General features: G+C 68.3%; 22 protein-coding genes. 13 read left to right on the top strand and 9 right to left on the bottom strand.

The window, feature by feature from the left end; genetic code table 11:
* Positions 1-20 precede the first annotated feature (20 nt).
* Positions 21-392: a VOC family protein gene (locus VFG33_RS06130; protein ID WP_325023303.1), complete on the top strand. Its 372-nt coding sequence runs from the start codon at positions 21-23 to the stop codon at positions 390-392.
* A gap of 2 nt (positions 393-394) precedes the next feature.
* On the opposite strand, the gene VFG33_RS06125 is transcribed toward VFG33_RS06130, so the two are convergent.
* Both VFG33_RS06125 and VFG33_RS06120 read right to left on the bottom strand, forming a co-directional pair.
* Positions 395-1,156 carry an SDR family NAD(P)-dependent oxidoreductase gene (locus tag VFG33_RS06125; RefSeq protein WP_325023300.1) on the bottom strand — a complete coding sequence of 254 codons (762 nt, stop codon included), beginning with the start codon at positions 1,154-1,156 and terminating at the stop codon, positions 395-397.
* Positions 1,157-1,192: 36 nt separating this feature from the next.
* Positions 1,193-1,912 carry an SDR family oxidoreductase gene (locus VFG33_RS06120; protein ID WP_325023298.1) on the bottom strand — a complete coding sequence of 240 codons (720 nt, stop codon included), beginning with the start codon at positions 1,910-1,912 and terminating at the stop codon, positions 1,193-1,195.
* A 129-nt stretch (positions 1,913-2,041) separates the two neighbouring features.
* Here VFG33_RS06120 and VFG33_RS06115 point away from each other — a divergent pair, with 129 nt between their 5' ends.
* Positions 2,042-2,917, top strand: a complete 876-nt coding sequence (locus tag VFG33_RS06115) for a LysR family transcriptional regulator (RefSeq protein WP_325023296.1) — start codon at positions 2,042-2,044, stop codon at positions 2,915-2,917.
* 30 nt (positions 2,918-2,947) lie between these two features.
* Positions 2,948-4,126, top strand: a complete 1,179-nt coding sequence (locus VFG33_RS06110; protein ID WP_325023294.1) for a serine hydrolase domain-containing protein — start codon at positions 2,948-2,950, stop codon at positions 4,124-4,126.
* A 152-nt stretch (positions 4,127-4,278) separates the two neighbouring features.
* Here the strand turns inward: VFG33_RS06110 and recQ are convergent, their stop codons facing one another.
* Genes recQ through VFG33_RS06095 form a run of 3 tightly spaced genes read right to left on the bottom strand, consistent with a single transcriptional unit; the run spans position 4,279 to position 7,440 of the window.
* Positions 4,279-6,132, bottom strand: a complete 1,854-nt coding sequence (gene recQ / locus VFG33_RS06105) for a DNA helicase RecQ (RefSeq protein ID WP_325023292.1) — start codon at positions 6,130-6,132, stop codon at positions 4,279-4,281.
* A gap of 26 nt (positions 6,133-6,158) precedes the next feature.
* Entirely contained in the window at positions 6,159-6,602 is a 444-nt protein-coding gene (locus VFG33_RS06100) for a VOC family protein (RefSeq protein ID WP_325023291.1), read from the bottom strand.
* A 4-nt stretch (positions 6,603-6,606) separates the two neighbouring features.
* On the bottom strand, positions 6,607-7,440 hold the full coding sequence (locus VFG33_RS06095) for an AraC family transcriptional regulator (RefSeq protein WP_325023289.1): 834 nt from the start codon (positions 7,438-7,440) through the stop codon (positions 6,607-6,609).
* A gap of 139 nt (positions 7,441-7,579) precedes the next feature.
* Here VFG33_RS06095 and ilvD point away from each other — a divergent pair, with 139 nt between their 5' ends.
* Positions 7,580-9,430, top strand: a complete 1,851-nt coding sequence (ilvD, locus tag VFG33_RS06090; RefSeq protein ID WP_325023287.1) for a dihydroxy-acid dehydratase — start codon at positions 7,580-7,582, stop codon at positions 9,428-9,430.
* A 1,242-nt stretch (positions 9,431-10,672) separates the two neighbouring features.
* Here ilvD and VFG33_RS06085 read toward each other — a convergent pair.
* Genes VFG33_RS06085 through VFG33_RS06075 form a run of 3 tightly spaced genes read right to left on the bottom strand, consistent with a single transcriptional unit; the run spans position 10,673 to position 11,952 of the window.
* Complete coding sequence (locus tag VFG33_RS06085) at positions 10,673-10,978, bottom strand: type II toxin-antitoxin system PemK/MazF family toxin (RefSeq protein WP_325023285.1); 306 nt, start codon at positions 10,976-10,978, stop codon at positions 10,673-10,675.
* The gene (locus VFG33_RS06080) at positions 10,978-11,214 is read right to left on the bottom strand and encodes a ribbon-helix-helix domain-containing protein (RefSeq protein ID WP_325023283.1); all 237 of its coding nucleotides are present in this window, start codon (positions 11,212-11,214) and stop codon (positions 10,978-10,980) included. Before VFG33_RS06080 ends, VFG33_RS06085 begins: the two co-directional genes overlap by 1 nt.
* A gap of 24 nt (positions 11,215-11,238) precedes the next feature.
* Positions 11,239-11,952 (bottom strand): winged helix-turn-helix transcriptional regulator, encoded by a 714-nt coding sequence (locus VFG33_RS06075; protein ID WP_325023281.1) that lies wholly within the window; start codon positions 11,950-11,952, stop codon positions 11,239-11,241.
* Between the two features lie 133 nt (positions 11,953-12,085).
* Between VFG33_RS06075 and VFG33_RS06070 the strand changes: the two genes are divergently transcribed.
* Positions 12,086-12,949, top strand: coding sequence for a class I SAM-dependent methyltransferase (locus tag VFG33_RS06070; RefSeq protein ID WP_325023279.1), 864 nt, complete (start codon positions 12,086-12,088; stop codon positions 12,947-12,949).
* Between the two features lie 69 nt (positions 12,950-13,018).
* On the opposite strand, the gene VFG33_RS06065 is transcribed toward VFG33_RS06070, so the two are convergent.
* Positions 13,019-13,687: an LON peptidase substrate-binding domain-containing protein gene (locus tag VFG33_RS06065; protein WP_325023277.1), complete on the bottom strand. Its 669-nt coding sequence runs from the start codon at positions 13,685-13,687 to the stop codon at positions 13,019-13,021.
* 165 nt (positions 13,688-13,852) lie between these two features.
* On the opposite strand from VFG33_RS06065, the gene hisD reads away from it, so the two are divergent.
* The 8 genes from hisD to VFG33_RS06025 all read left to right on the top strand — a co-directional run.
* Positions 13,853-15,166 (top strand): histidinol dehydrogenase, encoded by a 1,314-nt coding sequence (gene hisD, locus VFG33_RS06060; RefSeq protein WP_325023274.1) that lies wholly within the window; start codon positions 13,853-13,855, stop codon positions 15,164-15,166.
* Positions 15,166-16,284: a histidinol-phosphate transaminase gene (locus VFG33_RS06055; RefSeq protein ID WP_325023272.1), complete on the top strand. Its 1,119-nt coding sequence runs from the start codon at positions 15,166-15,168 to the stop codon at positions 16,282-16,284. The genes hisD and VFG33_RS06055 overlap by 1 nt, the downstream gene beginning before the upstream one ends.
* Positions 16,281-16,880, top strand: a complete 600-nt coding sequence (gene hisB, locus VFG33_RS06050; protein WP_325023270.1) for an imidazoleglycerol-phosphate dehydratase HisB — start codon at positions 16,281-16,283, stop codon at positions 16,878-16,880. Before VFG33_RS06055 ends, hisB begins: the two co-directional genes overlap by 4 nt.
* Before the next feature lie 13 nt (positions 16,881-16,893).
* A complete protein-coding gene (hisH, locus tag VFG33_RS06045; RefSeq protein ID WP_325023268.1) occupies positions 16,894-17,535 on the top strand; it encodes an imidazole glycerol phosphate synthase subunit HisH in 642 nt (213 codons plus the stop codon).
* A gap of 186 nt (positions 17,536-17,721) precedes the next feature.
* Entirely contained in the window at positions 17,722-18,507 is a 786-nt protein-coding gene (locus tag VFG33_RS06040) for an ABC transporter ATP-binding protein (RefSeq protein ID WP_414672927.1), read from the top strand.
* The gene (locus tag VFG33_RS06035) at positions 18,504-19,331 is read left to right on the top strand and encodes an ABC transporter ATP-binding protein (RefSeq protein ID WP_325023266.1); all 828 of its coding nucleotides are present in this window, start codon (positions 18,504-18,506) and stop codon (positions 19,329-19,331) included. Before VFG33_RS06040 ends, VFG33_RS06035 begins: the two co-directional genes overlap by 4 nt.
* Entirely contained in the window at positions 19,328-21,187 is a 1,860-nt protein-coding gene (locus tag VFG33_RS06030) for an AMP-dependent synthetase/ligase (RefSeq protein WP_325023264.1), read from the top strand. The genes VFG33_RS06035 and VFG33_RS06030 overlap by 4 nt, the downstream gene beginning before the upstream one ends.
* Positions 21,184-21,809: branched-chain amino acid ABC transporter permease (locus VFG33_RS06025; RefSeq protein ID WP_325023262.1), on the top strand; the 626-nt coding region annotated here is incomplete at its 3' end. The genes VFG33_RS06030 and VFG33_RS06025, both read left to right, overlap by 4 nt.

The following is a 21,809-nucleotide window of genomic DNA, read 5'->3' as shown; positions in this document are numbered from 1 at the left end:
CGCACCTAGGAGGACCCGAGATGAACCACATCACCGACATCCGCACCATCGCGATCCCGGTCACCGACCAGGACCGTGCCCTCGACTTCTATGTCGGGAAGCTGGGCTTCGACAAGCACCTGGATGCACCCCTGCCGGAACGCGGCGGCCGCTGGATCGTGGTCGCACCGCCCGGCGCCAGTACGACGATCGCCCTCGTCCCCGCCTCGGACTCGGCCCCGGCCGGATCCGACACCGGCATCCGCCTCGTCACCCCCGACGCCGCGGCCGCCCACCAGCAGCTGACCGCAGGCGGCGTGGAGGCGGACGAGCTCCTCGCGTGGCCCGACGTCCCGCCGATGTTCACCTTCCGCGACCCCGACGGGAACCAGCTCTTCCTCGTCCAGGAGTGAGTTCAGGCGGGTAACTCGACGCCTGTGAGCTGGTGGCAGGCGTCGAGGAACTCAGCCTGTACTGCGGGGTCGCTGGCGGCGGGATGCGTGGCGTGGGAGCGACGGTGATAGTAGTAGCCGCCCGTGGTCGGGTTGGGCGTGGTCGCCAGCCAGACCTGGGTTTCCGGAGCCTGGGTGAGGTCGTCCGGGGCACCACGACCGCCCATCTTGGTGGGGACCCAGCCGGGATCGACGGCGTTCGACGGGGTGTCCGGCCAGAGCCGCGCCACCGCGAACGCGAGGATCACGTCGTACAGCTTCGAGTCCGAGTAGGCCTGGGCGCCGCTCCAGCGGCGGCGTACCCACTGCAGATCGTCCAGCACGACGTCGCCGCCGAGATGCATTCCTGAACTGAGGTAGATCAGCCGGCCGGGACGGTCGATCAGGGCGGTCAGCAGGTACGGCGCGAGCACGTTGATCGCGAAAACGTGCTCCAGCCCGTCGACCGTCTCGCTCCGCGGTTCGCGATACCCGACGGCCGCATTGTGGATGATCACGTCGAACGGCCCGGACGCATTCGCCTGCCGGGCCAGCTCTTGCGTTGCGGCGATCACCGCGAGATCGCCGACCAGGACATCAGTTGCCTTGGGCAACGCGGTCCGTGCGTCCGCGGCGCGCGCCTCGTTCCGCGCATGCAGCACCACCTGGTGCCCCTGCCCGATCAGCTCACCCGCGACCAGCTGCCCGAGCCCGTCAGCGGATCCCGTCACCAGAATGCGTGCCACCAGACTGTCCTTTCCTCAGGTCTCCACTGTGCCAGGTCAGACGAGGACGTGGCCGCCGTCGACGGAGACGATGGTGCCCGTCGCGTAGCCCTGGTTCATCAGGTAGACGTAGGCGGCGGCGATGTCGGTCACCTCGCCGACCCGGCCGACGGGGAGGTGCTTCGCGGTTTCGTCGTACAGGGCCTGCTCGTCTTCGGGCGACTGGTCGGACCACAGAGGTGAGCGGACGATGCCAGGCTTGACGGCGTTCACGCGCAGTGGTGCGAGTTCGACGGCGAGGGCACGGACGAGGGAGTCCATCGCTCCGCAGATGCTGGCGCTCACGGACCAGCCGGCGCCGGGGCGATCCGCGGCCGCACCGGTCGTCAGGACGATGGAGCCGCCCGGGCGAAGCAGTGGAAGGGCGGAACTCACCGCGCCGAGGGCGCCGAAGTACCGCAGCTCGAACGCCTTCCGGGCGCGGGCGAGATCCATCGAGGCGACCTCGAGGAGCGTGAGTGACTCGCCGGCGGTGAAGGCCAGGTGGTCGAACGGTTCGAGGCCGGCGAAGAAGCTCGCGACCGCGTCGGCGTCGGTGAGGTCGAGCGCCTCGCCCTGGGTGGAGGCGGGCAGTGCGTTCAGAGCGCGTTTCACCGATTCGGGGTTGCTGGAGGCAACGATCAGCGTCGCGCCCTGGTCGGCCGCCAGCTGGGCGGTGGCCAGCCCGATGCCGGAGGTACCGCCGAGGACGACGACGCGCTTGTCCTGCAGAGTCACAATGAGCTCCCGTTGGTGATGAGTTGGTCATCACCAGCCTGCGGGTCGGGACCGGCCGCGGTCCAAGACCTGTTCGGCCGCCTGTAATACCCTGCAGGTATCAGCATCGACAGGCGGGGAAGGAGCCGGGTGGACGTCGACCTCCGCAAGCTCCGGTACTTCGTCGCGGTCGCCGAAGAACTCCACTTCGGCCGCGCGGCGGACCGGCTGCACATCGCCCAGCCGGTGTTGTCGCGGCAGATCCGGGCGCTCGAGGACGAACTCAAGGTGCAGTTGTTCGCCAGGACCAAGCGATCGACCGAGCTGACCCCGGCTGGTCTCCAACTGCTGGAGGACGCCAGGCCGCTGCTCGCCTCGGCGGAGGCGATGCGGCGTCGGGTCGGCCAGGCGGCGAGCGGGTCGAAGGTGTTCACCATCGGTTTCATGCCGGGGATCACGGTGACGTCGGCTGTCCGGGCCTTCGGTGCCGCCCACCCGGACGTCGAGGTCGAGCTCATCCGGACCACCTGGGACGACCAGGTGGAGGTCCTGCGGGACGGCCGGGTCGACGTCAGTATCGTCCGCTTGCCGATCGATCAGCAGGGGCTGAGCGTCCGCCCGCTGTTCGAGGAACGACGCGTGGCGATGCTCGCGGCGGATCACCGGCTCGCCGGGAAGCCGTCGCTCGACATCAGCGATCTGGCGGACGAACACCTGCTGCAGGATCCAGACGCAGTACCTGAGTGGCGGGATATCGCAGTGGAGCTGCGCACGGGCAAACCGGTGCCAGTGCCGGTGATGCGGAGTGTCGAGGAGAAGCTGGAGCATGTCGCCGCCGGGCGGGGTGTGTCGGTCATTCCGTTGTCAGTGGCGACCTTCTACCAGCGGACGGACGTCGTCGCTGTCGCGGTGAACGATCTCGCGCTGAACAAGGTCTGCCTCGCCTGGAACGCCGGCCGCCGCTCCCGCCTGGTCTACGACTTCGCCGACCTCGCGCCCACAGTCGACTGGACGCAGCACGGGTGAAGTGAGCTCCTGCGGTGACACCATCTGGGGATGACGAGCGTGGGGCTGCGTGGATTGGCCGTGGTACTGGGCTTCGCCCTGATCGCCTGTTCCGCGAAGGACGCGGACAACAGCGCCACCCCCGCCCCCTCCGCGACTGAGCAGAAGCTGCCTGAGCCTGCCACCGCGCCACTTGATGCGGCCAAGGCGGCAACTCTTCAGGCTGTCCTGCAGAAGGTCGTCAGCCAGTACGCCGCGACGCCGGACAGTGAGTCTGCTGCGCGGGGGATCACCGCGGCCGTGGTGTCGGACAAGTGGGTGTGGTCGGGTGCGGCCGGTAAGGATGCCGCCGGGACCACCCTGACTGCGCAGACGAGCATGGGCGTTGCGAGCATCACGAAGACGTTCGTCGCTGCAGAGGTGTTGCTGCTTGCCCAGGCCAAGAAGATCGACCTGGACGCGCCGCTCTCGACGTACGTGAAGCACAAGCTGACGGCGAACAACGCGACCGTTCGGCAGCACCTCGCCATGCGATCCGGCGTACCGAACTATCTGCCGGACGACTACGCCAGGATGGACAAGGCGATTGCCGCTGCTCCTGGGCGGCATTGGACGAGTGAGCAGGCGCTGGCGTACGACACGGCCGCGCCCGGTCAGCCGGACAGTCCCTACGACTACAGCAATCCCAGCTACGTCCTGCTTGGCATGCTGATCGAGAAGGTCACCGGCCAGCCGATGGCGACCGTACTGCGCCGCGACCTGGCCGCCCCTGCCGGACTCGAACGAGCCGCCTTCCAGGACGCGGAACGACCACAGCCACCACTCGCCGAAGACCGCAATCCGTTCTGCGGTAGGACCGCGGACGGCTTCGTGCCGTGCCGCGCGTTCGCGAGCCAGGGCGCCGCGAACGCCGGCCTTGCCGCGGACGCTCCGACGGTCGCCCGCTGGGGATATCAGCTGTACGGCGGCCGCGTCGTACCGGCTGACCTGGTCCGACAGATGACGGCCGGCGACGGGGAGTACGGCCTCGGCACGATGCTGTTCTCCCGGCAGTTCGGGATCGGCACGGCGTTCGGTCACCGCGGCGAGCTGCCGGACTACAAGAGCCTGCTAGTCGTCATCCCCGACCACCACGTCTCAGTCGCCGTCCTAGTCGCCGACGGCACCAAGAACGCCGACCTGATCACCGCCGACGTCATCACAGCGATCCAGCCGCTCCTCACCAGCTAAGGCCCCCGCACTCCCGCGCCGCTCCGGCTCCCGCGCTCCCGAGCCGCTCCGGCCCTCACGCCGCGCTCTCGCGCTCCGGCCCTCACGCCGCGCTCTCGCGCTCCGGCTCCCGCGCTCCGGCTCCCGCGGCCTCCGCCCGCCGCCCCCCGCTCTTACTCGTTGGCGAGCGCCTCCAATACGCCTTCGCCGTATTTCGCGAGTTTGTTTTCGCCGACTCCGCTGATCTTTCCGAGTTCGCCAAGGGTACTGGGGAGGTCGGTGGCGATTTGGCGGAGGGTTGCGTCGTGGAAGATCACGTACGCCGGGACGCCCTGCTCCTTGGCGACTGCGGCTCGCCAGGTGCGGAGGCGTTCGAAGATCGGTGCTGCCTCCGGCGCGAGATCCACGACCGCGCCCTTCTTCTTGCCGCCGCTCGACCGGGACGCCCGCAACGCGCGCTCAGGTTCGCGGCGCATCATCACGTCGCGGCGTCGCCCCAGCACCTCGGCGCTGTCCTCGGTGAGCAGCAAGGTGCCGTAATCGCCCTCCACCGCGAGCAACCGTTGTGCGAGCAGTTGGCGGACCACCCCTCGCCACTCGGTGTCCTTCAGCTCGGTGCCGATACCGAACACGCTCAACTCGTCATGACGGAACTGCGAGACCTTCGGCGTCGTCTTGCCGAGCAGGATGTCGATCACCTGACCGGCGCCGAACTTCTGATTGCGTTCGTGCTGCAGCCGGTAGACGGCCGAGAGCAGTTTCTGCGCCGGGATCGTGCCATCCCAGGACTCGGGTGGGCTCAGACAGGTGTCGCAGTTGCCACACGAATCAGCCGAGCCGGTCTGACCGAAGTACGCGAGGAGTTGTCCGCGCCGGCACTGGACTGTCTCGCAGAGGCCGAGCATCGCGTCGAGATGGGTGCCGAGGCGCCGGCGGTGCGCGGCGTCGCCCTCGGAGGTGTCGATCATCTTGCGTTGCTGGACGACGTCCTGCAGGCCGTACGCGAGCCAGGCGGTCGACGGCAGTCCGTCGCGACCGGCGCGACCCGTCTCCTGGTAGTAGCCCTCGACCGACTTCGGCAGGTCGAGGTGGGCGACGAACCGGACGTCCGGCTTGTCGATCCCCATCCCGAAGGCGATGGTCGCGACGACAATCAGACCGTCCTCGCGCAGGAAGCGAGACTGGTTCTTGGCGCGCGTCCGGCTGTCGAGACCGGCGTGATACGGCACCGCCTCGATGCCGTTGGCCGTCAGGAAGGTAGCCGTCTTCTCGACGCTGTTGCGGGAAAGGCAGTAGACGATGCCCGCGTCACCCGCGTGCTCGGTGCGCAGCAGGTCCAGGAGTTGCCGCTGCGGATTGTCCTTCGACACGATCCGGTACTGGATGTTCGGCCGGTCAAAGCTGGCGACGAAGTGCTTCGCCTCGGTCAGGTTCAGGCGGGTCGCGATCTCTTTGTGCGTCGTCTCGGTCGCGGTGGCCGTCAGCGCGATCCGCGGTACGTCGGGCCAGCGCTCGTGCAACTCCGAGAGCATCAGGTAGTCGGGCCGGAAGTCGTGGCCCCACTGCGAGACGCAGTGCGCCTCGTCGATCGCGAACAGCGAGATCTTGCCCTGGTCGAGCAACCGGACGGTCGCCTCGACCCGCAGCCGCTCGGGCGCGAGGTAGAGCAGATCGAGGTCGCCGGACAGGAAGGCCCGCTCGACCTCGCGGCGCTGCTCGTAGTCCTGGGTGGAGTTCAGGAAGCCGGCCCGCACCCCCAGCGCGGTGAGCGCGTCGACCTGGTCCTGCATCAGCGCGATCAGCGGCGAGATGACGACCCCGACGCCGGACCGGACCAGGGCCGGGATCTGGTAGCACAGCGATTTACCGCCGCCGGTCGGCATCAGTACGAGCGCGTCACCGCCCGCGACGACAGTGTCGATGATGTTCTGCTGCTGCCCGCGGAACGAGTCGTACCCGAACACCCGGTGCAGTACCTGCAGGGCTTCACTCGCGGTGTCGTCCAGCGGCTGGGTCGTCTCGGTCACCCGGCGATTCTACGGAGCTTGCCCAATCACCGCTGGGGGCCTGTGGACGACGCGCCGATCTCTCCGCTATACGTACCGATACTCCACACGTTGCCCTCCGGATCGGCCACGGAGAACCCGCGCGATCCGTAGTCCTCGTCCCGCATCTCCCGTACTACGGACGCCCCCGCCGCCATCACCTTCGGCCACAACGCGTCCGGGTCGTCGTGCACCAGGTAGACCGCTTGCGCCTGGTCCGCGAACTTGTCGAACTCGTTCGGCTCGGTGTTGCGGTCGATCGAGCTGATCATCACGCCACCACCGGCCGGCCAGGACAGCTGGGCGTGCGCGATCGACCCTTCGGCCACTCCGGCGTACTGGACGACCAGAGTGAACCCCAGGCCTTCGGTGAGAAACTTCAGCGCGGCCTGGCCATCGGTGTAGATGAGGGTGGGCCAGACGCCGATCTTGGTACCTGTCTGCGTATCCATGACCTCAGACTGCCTCGTCCACCCCCGCATCGTCTTGAACGAATGGGAGCTCCTCGGTGATCCACTGCCGCGGCGAACACCCGGCGAGCGAGTGCCACTCGCGGGTCAGGTGCGCCTGATCGGCGTACCCGAGGTCCGCCGCGAGGTCAGCGAGCCTCGGCGTGGGCCGCCGCTTGAGTCGCGCCACGGCCTGCTCGAACCGCAGCACCCGCGCCGCGACCTTGGGAGCCAGCCCGTACTCCGTGCGGAACCGCTCAGTCAGGTGCCGCCGACTCCACCCGACCTCGGTCGCCAACTCCTGTACTCCGACGCCGCCCGCCGTCTCGCACAGCCGATGCCACGCCCAGCCGAGCTCGGCGCGTGGCTCGGGGATGGGCTCGTCCCGCCAGGCCTCGAGCAGCAGCTTCTCGATGATGTCGAACCGCTGCTCCCAGTCCGGCGCGGCCTGCAGCCGGTCGGCGAGCTCCCGGGTGGGTCGGCCGAGCAGTTCGTCGACGTCGAGGGCGATCGAAGCGAGCTCGCCGGAAGGAAGCCCGAGCAGCGCGCGCGAACCAGCCGGGGTGAGCCCGAGTTGGATGCCGGACCTGTTGGGGGAGTCGCCGATCTGCACCGCGGTCGAATGCAGGCCGCTCAGGACAGTGTGGAACTTGTCGACCGGCGCACCCGGCCAGGCGAGGCCGAGCGGCTCGTCCAGGGTGATCACGACAGTCAGGTACTGCGAGGGCAGCCCGCGATGCAGCTCCGGCAGATCACCGGGGTAGGCATACCCGATCAGGTCCCCGAGATACGGGCGCAGGGCGGGATGCACCCGTCGCCCGTGCAGCTCGAAGTCCTCCATCTGCCCAGGCTAGAGCCGAGGTCGGACAGTTCGCCTGTTCAGTGGAACCATGCTCCGCCATGCGGGACCGGCGTACCGGCATCTGGACGGGCGTGGCACCATGCTGGAAGTCGTTTCACAGAGGTTTGGAGAGATCGTCGTGCCTGAACTGAGGTCCCGCACAGTCACCCACGGCCGGAACATGGCGGGCGCCCGCGCCCTCATGCAGGCATCCGGTGTAGCCCGCGAGGACTTCGGCAAACCGATCATCGCGGTGGCGAACAGCTTCACCGAGTTCGTGCCCGGGCACACCCACCTGCAGCCGGTCGGCCGGATCGTGTCCGAGGCGATCCATGCGGCCGGCGGGATCGCCCGCGAGTTCAACACCATCGCGGTCGACGACGGCATCGCGATGGGCCACGGCGGCATGCTCTACAGCCTGCCCTCACGGGACCTGATCGCGGACTCGGTCGAGTACATGGTCGAGGCGCACTGCGCGGACGCGCTGATCTGCATCTCCAACTGCGACAAGATCACCCCCGGCATGCTGATGGCGGCGATGCGGCTGAACATCCCGACCGTGTTCGTCTCCGGCGGTCCGATGGAGGCCGGCCGGGCCACCCTGGTCGACGGCACTGTCCGCAAACTGGACCTGATCGACGCGATGTCCGAGGCCGTGAACGAGAACGTCTCCGACGAAGACATCCTGCGGATCGAGGAGAACGCCTGCCCGACCTGCGGCTCCTGCTCCGGCATGTTCACCGCGAACTCGATGAACTGCCTGACCGAGGCGATCGGGCTCTCGTTGCCCGGCAACGGCTCACTGCTCGCCACCCACACTGCCCGCAAGGCGCTGTACGAGAACGCCGGCCGGACCGTCGTCGAGATCACCAAGCGGTTCTACGAGCAGGACGACGAGACTGTTCTTCCCCGGACCATCGGCTCGCGGGCCGCCTTCGAGAACGCGATGGCGCTCGACATCGCGATGGGCGGCTCGACGAACACGATCCTGCACCTGCTCGCCGCGGCCCAGGAGGCGGAGGTCGACTTCGGGCTGGACGACATCAACGCCGTCTCGCGCCGGGTCCCGTGCCTGGCGAAGGTGGCGCCGAACGTGGCTCCGGGCGGCACGTACTACATGGAGGACGTGCACCGGGCCGGCGGCATCCCCGCGATCCTCGGTGAGCTGTACCGGGCCGGGTTGCTCAACGAGGACATCCACACCGTGCACAGCGCCTCGATCGATGAGTGGCTGAAGAACTGGGATCTCCGCGGCGGATCGCCGTCCGCCGAAGCCGTCGAACTCTGGCACGCGGCACCCGGCTGCAAGCGCTCGGCGACCGCATTCTCACAGTCGGAGCGCTGGGACACCCTCGACACCGACGCCGCGGGCGGCTGCATCCGCGACCGCAAGCACGCGTACTCCGCCGACGGCGGCCTCGGGGTCCTCAAGGGCAACCTGGCCGAGGACGGCTGTGTCGTCAAGACCGCAGGCGTGGACGAGTCCATCTGGACCTTCCAGGGACCGGCCGTCGTCTGCGAGTCGCAAGAAGAGGCGGTCGAGAAGATCCTCGCCAAGGCCGTGAAGCCGGGGGATGTCGTCGTGATCCGCTACGAGGGTCCCAAGGGTGGTCCTGGGATGCAGGAGATGCTCTACCCGACCTCGTTCCTGAAGGGCCGCGGTCTCGGCAAGGTCTGCGCCCTGGTCACCGACGGCCGCTTCTCCGGCGGTACGTCGGGCCTCTCGATCGGCCACGCTTCTCCAGAAGCAGCATCCGGCGGAACCATCGCCCTCGTCCAGGACGGCGACCAGATCCGCATCGACATCCCCAACCGCTCGATCAACCTGCTGGTCTCGGAAGAGGACCTAGCAGCCCGCCGCGAGGCTCTTGGTGGGGTGTACGCGCCCCGAGCCCGCGAACGCAAAGTCTCCCAAGCCCTCCGCGCCTACGCCGCCATGGCAACCAGCGCCGACCGCGGCGCAGTACGAGACGTAACCAAGCTCGGCTAATCACTCCCGCCCGTACTGCGGGTCGCAGGCGCGGGTGGTTCGTCGGTCGGTAGGTGGATGTGGTTCGCGTCGCCGGGCTGCGTGATTGTGCTAGTCGCGGTGAGGTGTATCAAGGGCGCCTTTGGCGTCGCCTTCGGCGATCGAACGAGTTCGACCCTTGACACACCTCACCGCGACCAGGGAAGGACGCAGCTACGCCCGGAGCCGCTGAGAAGTACGGCCACAAGTTCAGGGATTTCGCCGAGGGGTGCCGCCGGTCATTTCGCGAGCAGACAGATGGCTTTCGCGCAGAGCCGCCCCGGGTCGAAAACGGCGCAGTTCAGTCCCCAGGACGAAGGGCCCGGACCGCCACCACTCAGTAACCTCCCGCCGACGGACCCCGCCGGAGCGGTAACACGCCTGTGCCGGTGCTGGCCGGGAGGTTCCGGTGCCCGGCGTGGAGGTTACTGAGTGCTGGGCGTCCGGGCACCCACTGCTGAACCACCTAGCGGAACGCGCACACCACCAGGTGGACCAGCCGGTGAACCGCCCGGCCGATGCCCGCCTGTCCGGCCGATACCGCCCTACAGACCGGCATCGGTCCAACGACCCGGCATCCACCCGGACGCGCCTACCGCCGATAGCGGGTTGTTCGACCGATGCCGTCCAGTAGACCGGTATCGGTCCCACAAGCCGGCAGCCGACCGAACCGCGCCACGATCTCCAGCACGGCCCACCACCCAGACCTACAGAACCGACCGAAACCAACCGGGAAACCGTTTACCGGATGGTTTCGGCGGGTTCTGTAGATCCGGATGGGGGACGCGCCGCAAACGCGGCACCACCCGGGCGGACGGAAGCCGAACATCCCGCACGAGCCACCCGGGCGGACGGAATCGCCTGGATGCGGCTCACACGTCAGCGCGGATCCGCGTAGCTGCGTCCTTCCCTGGCCGAGGTGGTGGGTGTCAAGGGTCGAACTTGTTCGAGCCCGAAGGGCCGCGAAGCGCCCTTGATACCCAGCACCTCGGCTAGCACCATCACGCAGCGGAGACCGCGCAACCACACTGCCAATGCACCGGACGCAACCACAACACCAACGCACCGGCGCAACCACATCACCAATGCACCGGCGCGACCACAGCCCCAAATGGACCGGCGCAACCGCATCGCAGCAAACTGGCTGACCAGATCGTTGCTGGGGGCAACCACGTGGTGTTTGCGGGGCGGCGTACGAGGAAAATGTGGTGGGCTCGCCGGGGGTTAGGTGAGTTCTAGGTCGTAGGCGAGGGTTAGGGCTTCGGTTAGGTGGGGTTCCTGGTCGGGGAGGAGGTAGCCGATCAGGCGGCCTAGTTGCACCTTCGGGATCGTTTGGACGTTGTCGCAGCTGATGGCGCTGGGGTGGTCGAGGCCGTTCTCTGGGCCGACCAGGACTTCGGTGGAGAGGCCGCGGATGGTGCTGGTGATCGGGGCGACGGTGACGTTGGTCAGCCTCGGGCGGATCAGTTCACGCGTGAGGACGACCACCGGGCGCGGCTTGTCCAGCCGGGCGATGTGGATCGGGCGCATCAGTCAAGGTCGGAGAGGACGGTTCCGCCGGCTGTGGGGGCGAGTCCTTCGAGGTCCGGGTAGTCGCCGTGTTCCGCGAGGATCCGCAGATCGCGGGCGGCGAGCTCCCGGCGGCGCTCGCGCTCCATCGCCCTGGCGACGACGGACGCCCGGCTGGAGGCTTTGTGGTCGTCGACGAGCCGGTCCATGAACTCGACCAGCTCATCGGGCAACCGCACAGTGATCTGCTTACTCATACCAGAACCATACCGCCCTGGGATTCACTTCTCTACCGGTGGCGCCGCCCAACCTGCGAGTGCCGCCGAGCGGGAAGGGGCGAAGGCGCTGGTGCCCAGCCACTGCCACAGCGCCTCGGTGTCGCGGCGTGCGCCGAAGACCTGGATCTCGCGGCTGCGCAGTGCCTCGTCCGGTGTCCGGTCACCGGTCCAGATCTCGGTCAGCGCACGGACCGTCGACCGCACCTGCACGGTCAGTTCGTGGCCGGGATCGTCCCGGCAGAGGTCCGCGACCTCGTCCTCGACCACGAGCCACCACTGCCGCTCGCGGGTCCGGGCGTCGCCGAACTCGAAGTGGACCACGATCCGGCGGCCGGCGGGGAACAGCGGAACGCGAGCGAACCTGCGGATGTCCCACATCAGGAAGCCCGCGTCGGGCTGCAGGGAATCGAGGCGGCTGCCGATCCAGCGAGCACCCCAGTGGCCGAGCGCCATCACGATGGGCCGCAGTTCCTCGCCGGCCGCGGTGAGCTCGTACGAGGTCGAGCGGCCCGTTTCCGTCCGGCGTACCACCCCGAAGTCCTCGAGAGTGCGCAGCCGCTTGGCCAGCAGCGTCGGCGACATTCGTGGCAGACCCCGCCGGAGCTCGTTGAAGTGGGTACTCCCACACAGCAACTCCCGGACGATCAGGGGCGTCCAGCGGTCGCAGAGAACCTCCGCGCCGCGGGCAACCGTGCAGAACTGGCCGTAATCGATCACGAGTTCAAGCTAGTTACCGCCCGAGGCGGTGGCTAGTACAGATCGAGGACTATCGACCCCGGTTCGTCGGAATCCACGCTGGGTCGATCAGAGCAGGTGCCGGGAGGGCGCCTGCACCAGGGGAGGAACAGAAATGACCGACACCGCAACCTTCGACCCCGTGGCGTTCAAGACCACCACCCGGCAGCAGTGGCAGGACGCCGCCGAGGCCTGGCATCGGTGGGGCTCGTTCATCGGCAGCTGGCTGGGGGAGGCGACCGGCACGATGATCGACCTGGCCGGCATCGGCTCCGGCGATCGGGTCCTCGATGTCGCGGCCGGCGCTGGGGAGCAGTCGCTGCGCATCGCCCGGCAGGTCGGCCCAGAGGGGCAGGTTCTTGCCACCGACATCGCGCCGGAGTTGCTCGACCGCGCGGCCCGGGATGCCGCTGCCGAGGGACTCGACCAGCTCGCCACGCAGGAGCTCGACGGGGAGGCCGTCGACACGCTGCCTGCGGGCTCGTTCGACGCTGTGGTCAGTCGCGTGGGGCTCATCTACTTCCCGGACCAGCAGCGCGCGCTGCGCGGAATGCGGCAGGCGTTGCGGGCCGGTGGACGGGTCGCGGCGGTCGTTTACTCGACCCCGGCAGCCAATGCCTTCTTCTCGGTCCCGGTCGGCATCATCAGGGCGCGGGCCGAGCTGCCGCCGCCGATGCCGGGTCAGCCCGGACCGTTCTCGCTCGGTGGGGACGGTGTCCTGGCGGCTGCACTGGAGACGGCGGGCTTCGTGGACGTCGAGGTGCGCACAGTGCCGTCGCCCGTCAGGCTGCCCTCGGCTGCGGACTGCGTGACCTTCCAGAAGGAGTCGTTCGGGGCGCTGCATCAGATGATGCGCACCCTCACGCCGGCCGAACGGGAAGACACCTGGCTGGAGATCATCGAGGCCCTGAAGCAGTTCGAGGGACCCGAGGGCTTCGTCGGCCCCTGCGAGATGCTCGTCGGCGCCGGCACCGCCTGACATCCTCGTTGCGTCCGAAGCGGCGTGGGGCAGGCCCCGCGTACCTTCGGACGCAACGCTGGAGGACGGTTAGTTGGGGGGCATTTCCGACCAGGAGAGGGTGGTGTCGGGGAGGGACGGGAGGGCGGTGATGGCGGCGATCTCGGTGTCGAGGAGGCCGACCAGCTGGGCCAGCCGGGTGGTGGTGTCGGGGGCTTCCAGGAGTTTCTGGCGGTCCGGGGTGATCAGGGTCATCGCGGCCGACATCAGGTACGACAGCGTGCCCGGGTCGTCCGGCAGGGCGCCGATGTGGAGACCGGGCTGGCTGATCTCCGTCACCGCCGCGGCGTAGCGGCGAAAGCGCTGGATCGCCACGGTCGCAGTACCGAGGGGGTCGTCGCCCATCTCCTCGGGCAGCCATTCGACGTCGGCGACCAGGTAGTCGCCGCCGCTGTCCAGTTCGGCGACCTTGAACCGGCGGTTACCGGTCAGGGTGATCTCGACCGGCCCGTCGTCGCTGGGGTCGAGGCTGATCTCGGAGATGGTGGCGGCGCAGCCTGTGCCGTAGAGCGAGCGGAACACCCGGTCGCCGAGCTCATACCCGTCGCGGACCGCGACCGCGCCGCAGACCATCTCCCCGCCGTTCTCGACCAGGTCCCGGACCACCGAGCGGCCCTGGACGTCGGTGACGGGGATGGGGAGCACCAGCCCGGGGAAGATCACCGTGTCCACGGTGAGGAGAGGCAGGCGGGAGTCCATGCGTCGAGCCTAGTGGTTGCCCCCGCCAACAGCGGCACCACGAACCTGTGAATGCCCCCTCGACCGCCGGTACTGCGGACCACGGGTGTGGGTGGTTCGTAGTACCAGCGTCCGGGCGGTAGACACCGGCGGGGGCGGGGAGGGGGGACCACTAGACTGAGGGGCATGATTCGCCGCGTCGACCTGCGGGGCCGAGTGGCAGCCGGAGAGGTGCTCGACCTCCACGCCCTGGTCCCCCGAGCCACCTTCGACGTCGAGAACGCTCTCGACGTCGTCCGACCGATCTGTCTGGACGTCCGTCATCGCGGTCTCGAGGCGATCAGGGAGTACGGCGAGAAGTTCGACCACGTCCGGGTGGAGGACCCACGGGTCCCCGCCGAGGCGCTCAAAACGGCGCTGGAGGAGCTCGATCCCGAGGTGCGCACCGCCCTGGAGGAGTCGATCCGCCGGGTCCGCGTAGTCAGCGAGGACGAGCGCGGCGCCGACGTCGAGTCACAGCCGGCTCCGGGCGGCCGGGTCACCCAGCGGCTAGTCCCCGTGCAGCGCGTCGGACTCTACGTACCGGGTGGACGCGCGCCCTTGGCGTCCAGCGTGGTGATGAACGTCGTGCCGGCCCAGGTCGCCGGCGTCCCGTCGCTCGCGCTGGCGTCGCCTCCCCAAAAGAACTTCAACGGACTGCCGCACCCGACGATTCTCGCGGTGTGCGCGATGCTCGGCATCGACGAGGTGTACGCGATGGGCGGCGCGCAGGCGATCGCCGGGTTCGCGTACGGGTTCGAGGGGTGCCGCAAGGTCAACCTGATCACCGGTCCGGGCAACATCTACGTGGTCGCGGCCAAGCGGTTGCTGCAGAGCGAGGTCGGGATCGACTCGGAAGCCGGGCCGACCGAGATCGCAGTACTGGCTGATGACAGCGCGGATGCCGAGCACGTCGCGGCCGATCTGATCAGCCAGGCTGAGCACGACCCGATGGCCGCGAGCGTGCTCGTCACTCCCAGCGAGACCCTCGCGGCCGCTGTGGAGGCGGAACTGCCGAAGCAGGTTGCGAAAACGAAGCACGCCGAGCGAGTGACTGAAGCGCTCAGCGGCCAGCAGTCGGCCGTAGTACTGGTTGATGATCTGGACCAGGGCACGGCGGTGGTGGATGCGTACGCCGCCGAGCACCTGGAGATCCAGACCGTCGATGCCGAGGACCGGGCCGCGCTGATCAACAACGCGGGCGCGATCTTCGTCGGCGGCTGGTCGCCCGTGTCTCTCGGCGACTACTGCGCAGGATCGAACCACGTCCTGCCGACGGCCGGTTGCGCGTGTCACTCGTCCGGCCTGTCCGTGCGGAGCTTCCTCAAGGCCGTGCACGTCGTGAACTACTCCCGCGAAGCCCTCCAGGAGGTCGCCGGTCACGTGGTCGCGCTGGCGCACGCCGAGGATCTGCCGGCCCACGGTGCGGCGGTCTCCGTGCGATTCAAGGATGAGGGCTGATGGGCCGCTTCGACGGCTTGCCGATTCGCGAGGAGCTGAAGAGCTTCGAGCCGTACGGCGCGCCGCAGCTGGACGTGCCCATCCTGCTCAACGTCAACGAGAACCCGTACCCCCCGAGCGAGGCGACCGTCGCGGACATCGCCGCCTCGGTCACTGAGGCCGCGCGAGGCCTGAACCGGTACCCCGACAGGGAGTTCCTCGACCTGCGCGCTGACCTCGCGGCCTACCTGGCCCGGGAGTCGAACGCGCAGTTGACGGCCGAGCAGGTCTGGGCAGCCAACGGCTCCAACGAGGTGATGCTGCACCTCCTGCAGGCCTTCGGAGGACCAGGCCGTACTGCGCTGTCGTTCGCGCCCACCTACTCCATGTATCCGGAGTACGCGCGGGACACGAACACGGGCTGGGTCCAAGGCCGTCGTTCCCATGACTTCACTCTCGACGAGAGCAAGGCCCTCGCGGCGATCTCCCGGCACCGGCCATCCGTAGTACTGCTGGCTTCGCCCAACAACCCGACCGGTACTGCGCTGCCGATCCAGCTCGTCGACGCGATCGCCGGGCGGACGGCCGCGATCGGGGCGGTGCTGGTGGTGGACGAGGCGTACGCGGAGTTCCGTCGGTCCGGGACGCCGAGTGCGGTGACGTTGTTGCCGTCGTACCCGAACATGGCAGTCGCGCGGACGATGTCGAAGGCGTTCGCGCTGGCCGGTGGGCGGGTCGGTTATCTTGCCGCCAGCAAGCAACTGGTCGACGCCCTGCGCATCGTCCGGCTGCCGTACCACCTGTCCGCCGTGACCCAGGCGGTCGCGCGGGCGGCGTTGCGGCACTCCGACGAGCTGCTCGGCCGGGTCGAGCAGCTCCGGGTGGAGCGCGACGAGACGGTGGATTGGCTGCGGTCACAGGGATTGCGGGCCGTCGACTCGGACGCGAACTTCGTCCTGTTCGGTACATTCGCCGACCGGCACGCGGTCTGGCAGTCGCTGCTGGACGACGGCGTACTGATCCGCGAGACCGGTCCGGACGGCTGGCTCCGGGTGTCGATCGGCACCAGCACCGAGATGGCGGCGTTCCGTGCTTCCCTGGAGAAGGTGCTCAAGACAGACGTAGGAAGGCAATCATGACGCGGACAGCCCGGATCGATCGGGAGACGAGTGAGTCGAAGGTGCTCGTCGAGCTCGACCTGGACGGCACCGGCCGGGCCGAGATCTCGACCGGCGTCGGCTTCTACGACCACATGCTGAACGCGCTGGCCAAGCACGCGCTGCTCGACCTGACCGTGAACACCGTCGGCGACCTGGAGATCGACGCGCACCACACCGTCGAGGACACCGCGATCGGTCTCGGCCAGGCGCTCAAGCAGGCCCTCGGTGACAAGCGCGGGATCCGCCGCTTCGGCGACGCGACCGTGCCGCTGGACGAGGCGCTGGTGCACTGCACGGTCGACCTGTCCGGCCGCCCGTACTGCGTGCACACGGGTGAGCCCGACGGTCAGGTCTACGCGATCATCGGTGGGGACTACGCCGGCTCGCTGACCCAGCACGTCTTCGAGACGCTCGCGTTCAACGCCGCGATCTGCATCCACATCCGGGTGCTGTCGGGCCGGGACCCGCACCACATCGTGGAGGCCCAGTTCAAGGCCTTCGCCCGGGCGCTGCGGGCCGCGGCTGAGCTGGATCCGCGGCAGCCGGGGATCCCATCCACCAAGGGTGCGCTGTGACCAAGGGTGCCCTGTGAGCAAGAACGTCGTCCTGCTGGACTACGGCTCGGGCAACATCCGGTCGGGGGAGCGCGCCCTTCAGCGAGTAGGCGCCGATGTCACCGTCACCTCGGACTTCGACGCCGCTCTGAACGCGGACGGGCTGCTCGTGCCAGGGGTCGGCGCCTTCGAGGCCTGTATGACGGGTCTGCGGGCGGTCCGTGGTGACGTCGTGGTGGACCGGCGCCTGGCGCGTGGCCTGCCGGTGCTCGGGATTTGCGTGGGCATGCAGATCCTGTTCGCCAAGGGGATCGAGCACGGCGTGGAGACCGAGGGCTGCGAGCAGTGGCCCGGGGTGGTCGAGCGGCTGCGGCCGGAACATGGCGAGCCGGTTCCGCACATGGGCTGGAACACGGTCGACGTGCCGTCGGGCAGCGCGTTGTTCGACGGCATCGAGAAGGAACGGTTCTACTTCGTGCACTCGTACGGCGTGCGCCAGTGGGAGCTCATCGAGACCCGCGCCTCCGTGACACCCGCAGTCACCTGGACGGAGTACGGCGGTGACCGTTTCGTCGCGGCAGTCGAGAACGGGCCGCTGTCCGCGACCCAGTTCCACCCCGAAAAGTCCGGCGACGCCGGCGCCGAACTCCTGGCGAACTGGGTCCGCTCGCTCTGACCCCGTACTGCGACGTCCGGTACTACGGCGTTGTCCTGGTTTGCTCCTGACGTCCCCGAAAAAGCTCGATCACGTTTGGGGCATGGCGTCCGATTTCCGGGCTCTTGGTCTTCCGTAGATGACATTTGTGCTGTCACACTCACTCGCCAGGACGGTGGGAACCTTCGGGGATCCAGGAGGCCGGACGTGCTGGCTGCGACGAATCTCGAGGTCGTCTACGACGATGTGATGCTGGTGCTGCGCGGCGTCAGCCTCGAGGTGCCGCAGGGCAGGATCGTTGCCCTGCTGGGGGCGAACGGGGCGGGCAAGTCCACGCTGCTGCGCGCCGTCTCGGGGCTGCTGGGCGTCCATGACGGCGTTGTCAGCCGGGGATCGATCACGCTCGACGGCGAACCGATCCACAATCTCGGCGCCAGCAAGATCGCTGCCCTGGGCATCAAACAGGTGATGGAGGGCCGGCGGATCTTCGTCGAGCTGACGGTCGAGGAGAACCTGAGGATCGGCGGTCACGTGAAGCCCCGGTCGCTGAAGGCCAACCTGGACCGGACCTACGCGCTCTTCCCGGTCCTGGCCGACCGGCGGCGCAAGATCGCGGGCTATCTGTCCGGTGGAGAGCAGCAGATGCTGGCGATCGGGCGGGCGCTGATGTCGGATCCGAAGTACCTGCTGATGGACGAGCCGAGTCTCGGGCTGGCGCCGATGATCGTCCGGCAGATCCGCGACGTCATCGTCGAGATCAACGCGCAGGGCACCACCGTGCTGCTGGTCGAGCAGAACGCGGCGATGGCGCTGGCGATCGCCGAACACGGGTACGTGCTGGAGAACGGCGCGATGGTGATGGACAAACCCGCCGCCGAGTTGCTGGCCGACGGCGATGTGCGGGAGTTCTACCTCGGCCTCGGCGCGGAGGGGTCCTCGAGGTCGTTCCGCGACGTGAAGCACTACCGGCGTCGGAAGAGGTGGCTGTCATGACCGCCACCGAGGCCCGGCCGGAGGCCACCAGAACGGCGCAGCCCCCCGTACTCACCTTCGACGACGTGCTGCTCGAGTTCTCCGGCGTCACCGCGCTGAACGGGGTGAGCTTCCGTGTCGATCCCGGCGAACTGTTCGCGGTGATCGGCCCGAACGGCGCCGGCAAGACCTCGATCTTCAACGTGATCTCCGGGGTGTACCACCCCCAGCGCGGCTCGGTCCGGTTCGGCACGGAGGACCTGATCGGGCGCCGGCCGCACGCGATCGCTCAGCTTGGCGTCGCCCGGACCTTCCAGAACATCGAGCTGTTCTCGAACCTGACCGTGCTGGACAACCTGATGCTCGGACGCCATCACCACCACCCGTACGGCGTGATCGCGGCGCTGGGCTGGCTCGGGAAGGCCCGCCGCAACGAACGGGCCAACCGCAGGGCCGTCGAGGAGATCGTCGACTTCCTCGAACTCGCGCAGTGGCGCCGGATGCCGGTCGGACTCCTCCCGTACGGCGTGCAGAAACGGGTCGAACTCGGCCGGGCACTCGCCTCGGAACCGAAGTTGCTGCTGCTCGACGAACCGGTCGCCGGGATGAACCTGGAGGAGACCGAGGACATGGCCCGGTTCATCCTCGACATCCGAGACGAATTGGGCCTGCCGATGGTGATGGTCGAGCACGACATGGGCCTGGTGATGGACCTGGCCGACCGGATCATGGTGGTCGACTTCGGCCGGCCGATCCGCACCGGCTCGCCGCGGGAGGTGGCCACCGATCCCGACGTGGTCCGCGCCTACCTGGGCGAGGAGCACCGGGTGGTGGAACAGAAATGAGTACCGTGACGGCGCCGGTGCAGGTGATGACGATCGCGGCCAGGGTGCGGGATCGCGCCACCACCATGGGGGACGTGATCGCCTTACGGGAAAAGGATCTCGGCCTCTGGCAGGAGGTCGGCTGGGCGGAGTACTGGCACACCGCCGAGCTGGTCGGTCACGCGTTGCTTGCCCTCGGCATCGAGCCCGGCGACCGGGTCGCGATCCACTCGGAGAACCGCCGCGAATGGCTCTACACCGACGTCGGGACAGTCGCGGTGCGCGCCGTCACAGTCGGGCTCTACCCGACCAACCCAGTCGCGGAGGTCGGCTACCTGCTGCGCCACTCCGGTACCAGGGTGCTGATCGCCGAGGACCAGGAGCAGGTCGACAAGGCGCTGGCGCTCGGCGACTCCGTGCCCGACCTGGAACACATCGTCTATCTCGAACCACGCGGCATCCGCTACCGGTACGACGATCCGCGGTTGCTGGCGTGGTCGGATTTCCTTGCCCTCGGCGACGAACACCGCACGAACAACCCAGGTGCCGTCGAGGAGCGGATGGCCGAGGTCAGGCCGGAGGACGTGGTGTCCCTGATCTACACCTCGGGGACCACCGGACCACCCAAGGGCGTGATGCTGTCGGTGGCCAACGTCGACTACGCGATCGACGAGCTGGTCCTACGCGGTGGGTTCACCTCGCCACCCCCGTCGACGAAGGACAGCGTGCTGTCCTACCTGCCGTTGTGCCACGTCGCCGAGCGGGTCTTCAGCTGCTGGTTCGGCGCCGGTGCAGGGGTTTGCGTGCACTTCGCCGAGTCGATCGAGACGGTTGCCGCCAATCTGCATGAGGTGCAGCCGACCATTCTTTTCGGGGTGCCGAGGATCTGGGAGAAGATCGCGGCCGGCGTACAGATCCGGGTCGAGTCCGCGGATCCGGTGAAGCGGTTCGTCGGCGGTTTCTGGCTCCGCCGGGCCGATGCCATCGGCAACATCCTTGCCGCCAACGGAGGGCGCCACACGCCGCGATCCCGGCTGATCTACGGGCTCGGGTACGTGTTCTGCTACCGAGCCCTGCTGGACCGCGTCGGCCTCCGCAAGGTCCGGTACGCCGCGTCTGGTGCCGCGCCGATCGCCCCGGAGGTACTGCGCTTCTTCATGGGGCTGGGGCTCCCGATGCACGAGGTCTACGGGATGACCGAGAACTCGGCGGTGGCGACCGCGAACCGACCGGGCCGCGTCAAGGTGGGCACGGTCGGCGAAGCACACGAAGGCGTCGAACTGCGGATCGACGAGACCAGCGGCGAGATCCTGACCCGGCACCCTGGCACCTTCGCCGGGTACTGGCGCGACCCCGAGGCGACCGCGCGGATGATCGAGCCGGACGGCTGGCTGCACACCGGCGACGTGGGGGAGTGGGTGGACGGCACGCATCTGCGGATCACCGACCGGATGAAGGACATCATCATCACCGCGGGCGGCAAGAACATCGCTCCCTCGGAACTCGAGAACGCGTTGAAGGCTTCGCCGTACATCAAGGAAGCCGTGGTGATCGGCGATCGGCGGAAGTTCCTGGGTGCGTTGATCGGGATCGAGCCGGACACCGTCGGCCATTGGGCCCAGCTTCGCCGGTTGCCGTACTCGACGTACCGGGATCTGTCCTCGAAGCCCGAGGTGCTGGCGCTCGTGCAGGGGATCGTCGACGAGGTGAACGAGCGGTTCGCGTCGGTCGGGCAGGTGCGGTCGTTCCGGCTGCTGCCGAAGCTGCTGGAGCACGAGGACGGCGAGCTGACCGCGACCCAGAAGGTGAAGCGCAGCGCCGTCGCCGACGCGTTCGCCGAACTGGTCGAGTCGATGTACGGCGGGGGTGCCCGGTGAACGAATTCGTCGCCACCGTGGTTCGCGGCCTCGGCAACGGCTCGATCTACGCGCTGCTGGCGCTGGGGTTCGTGATCATCTACAAGTCCATGCGGGTGATCAGTTTCGCCCAGCCGGCCTTCATGATGGCCGGCGCCGTGATGGTCAGCCACTTCGTCGGCTCGATGAACTTCTTCCTCGCGGTCGTGCTCGCGCTGCTGCTGACCGGGCTGCTCGGCGTGGGCGTGGAGCGGGTGGCGTTGCGGCCGATGATCGGCAAGCCGGTGTTCGTGATCGCGATCATCACGCTCGGCGTCGACATCGTGGTCCGGACGGTGGTGAACTCCTTCATCGGCCTGGACATCCGCCAGATGGGCGACCCTTGGGGCCTGAAGCAACTAAAGATCCTGGGCGTCAACGTCGACCAACGGCACCTGGCGACCTTGGTCACGACGCTCGCGGTGGTCGCCGCGCTCTTCGCCTTCTACCGCTGGTCGCGAACCGGGCTGGCGATGCGGGCGGCGTCCTCCGACCAGGAGGTCGCGCTGGCGCAAGGGGTCTCGGTCGGGCGGGTGTTCTCCCTGTCCTGGGCGCTTGCGGCGATGCTCGCGGGACTGGCCGGAGTGTTCCTCTCCACCGGCAT

The organism is Kribbella sp., from assembly GCF_035687465.1.
In the GTDB taxonomy this organism is placed as follows: Bacteria; Actinomycetota; Actinomycetes; order Propionibacteriales; family Kribbellaceae; genus Kribbella.
The sequence above is the reverse complement of the archived record's forward strand: the minus strand, read 5'-3'. Positions and strand labels throughout refer to the sequence as shown.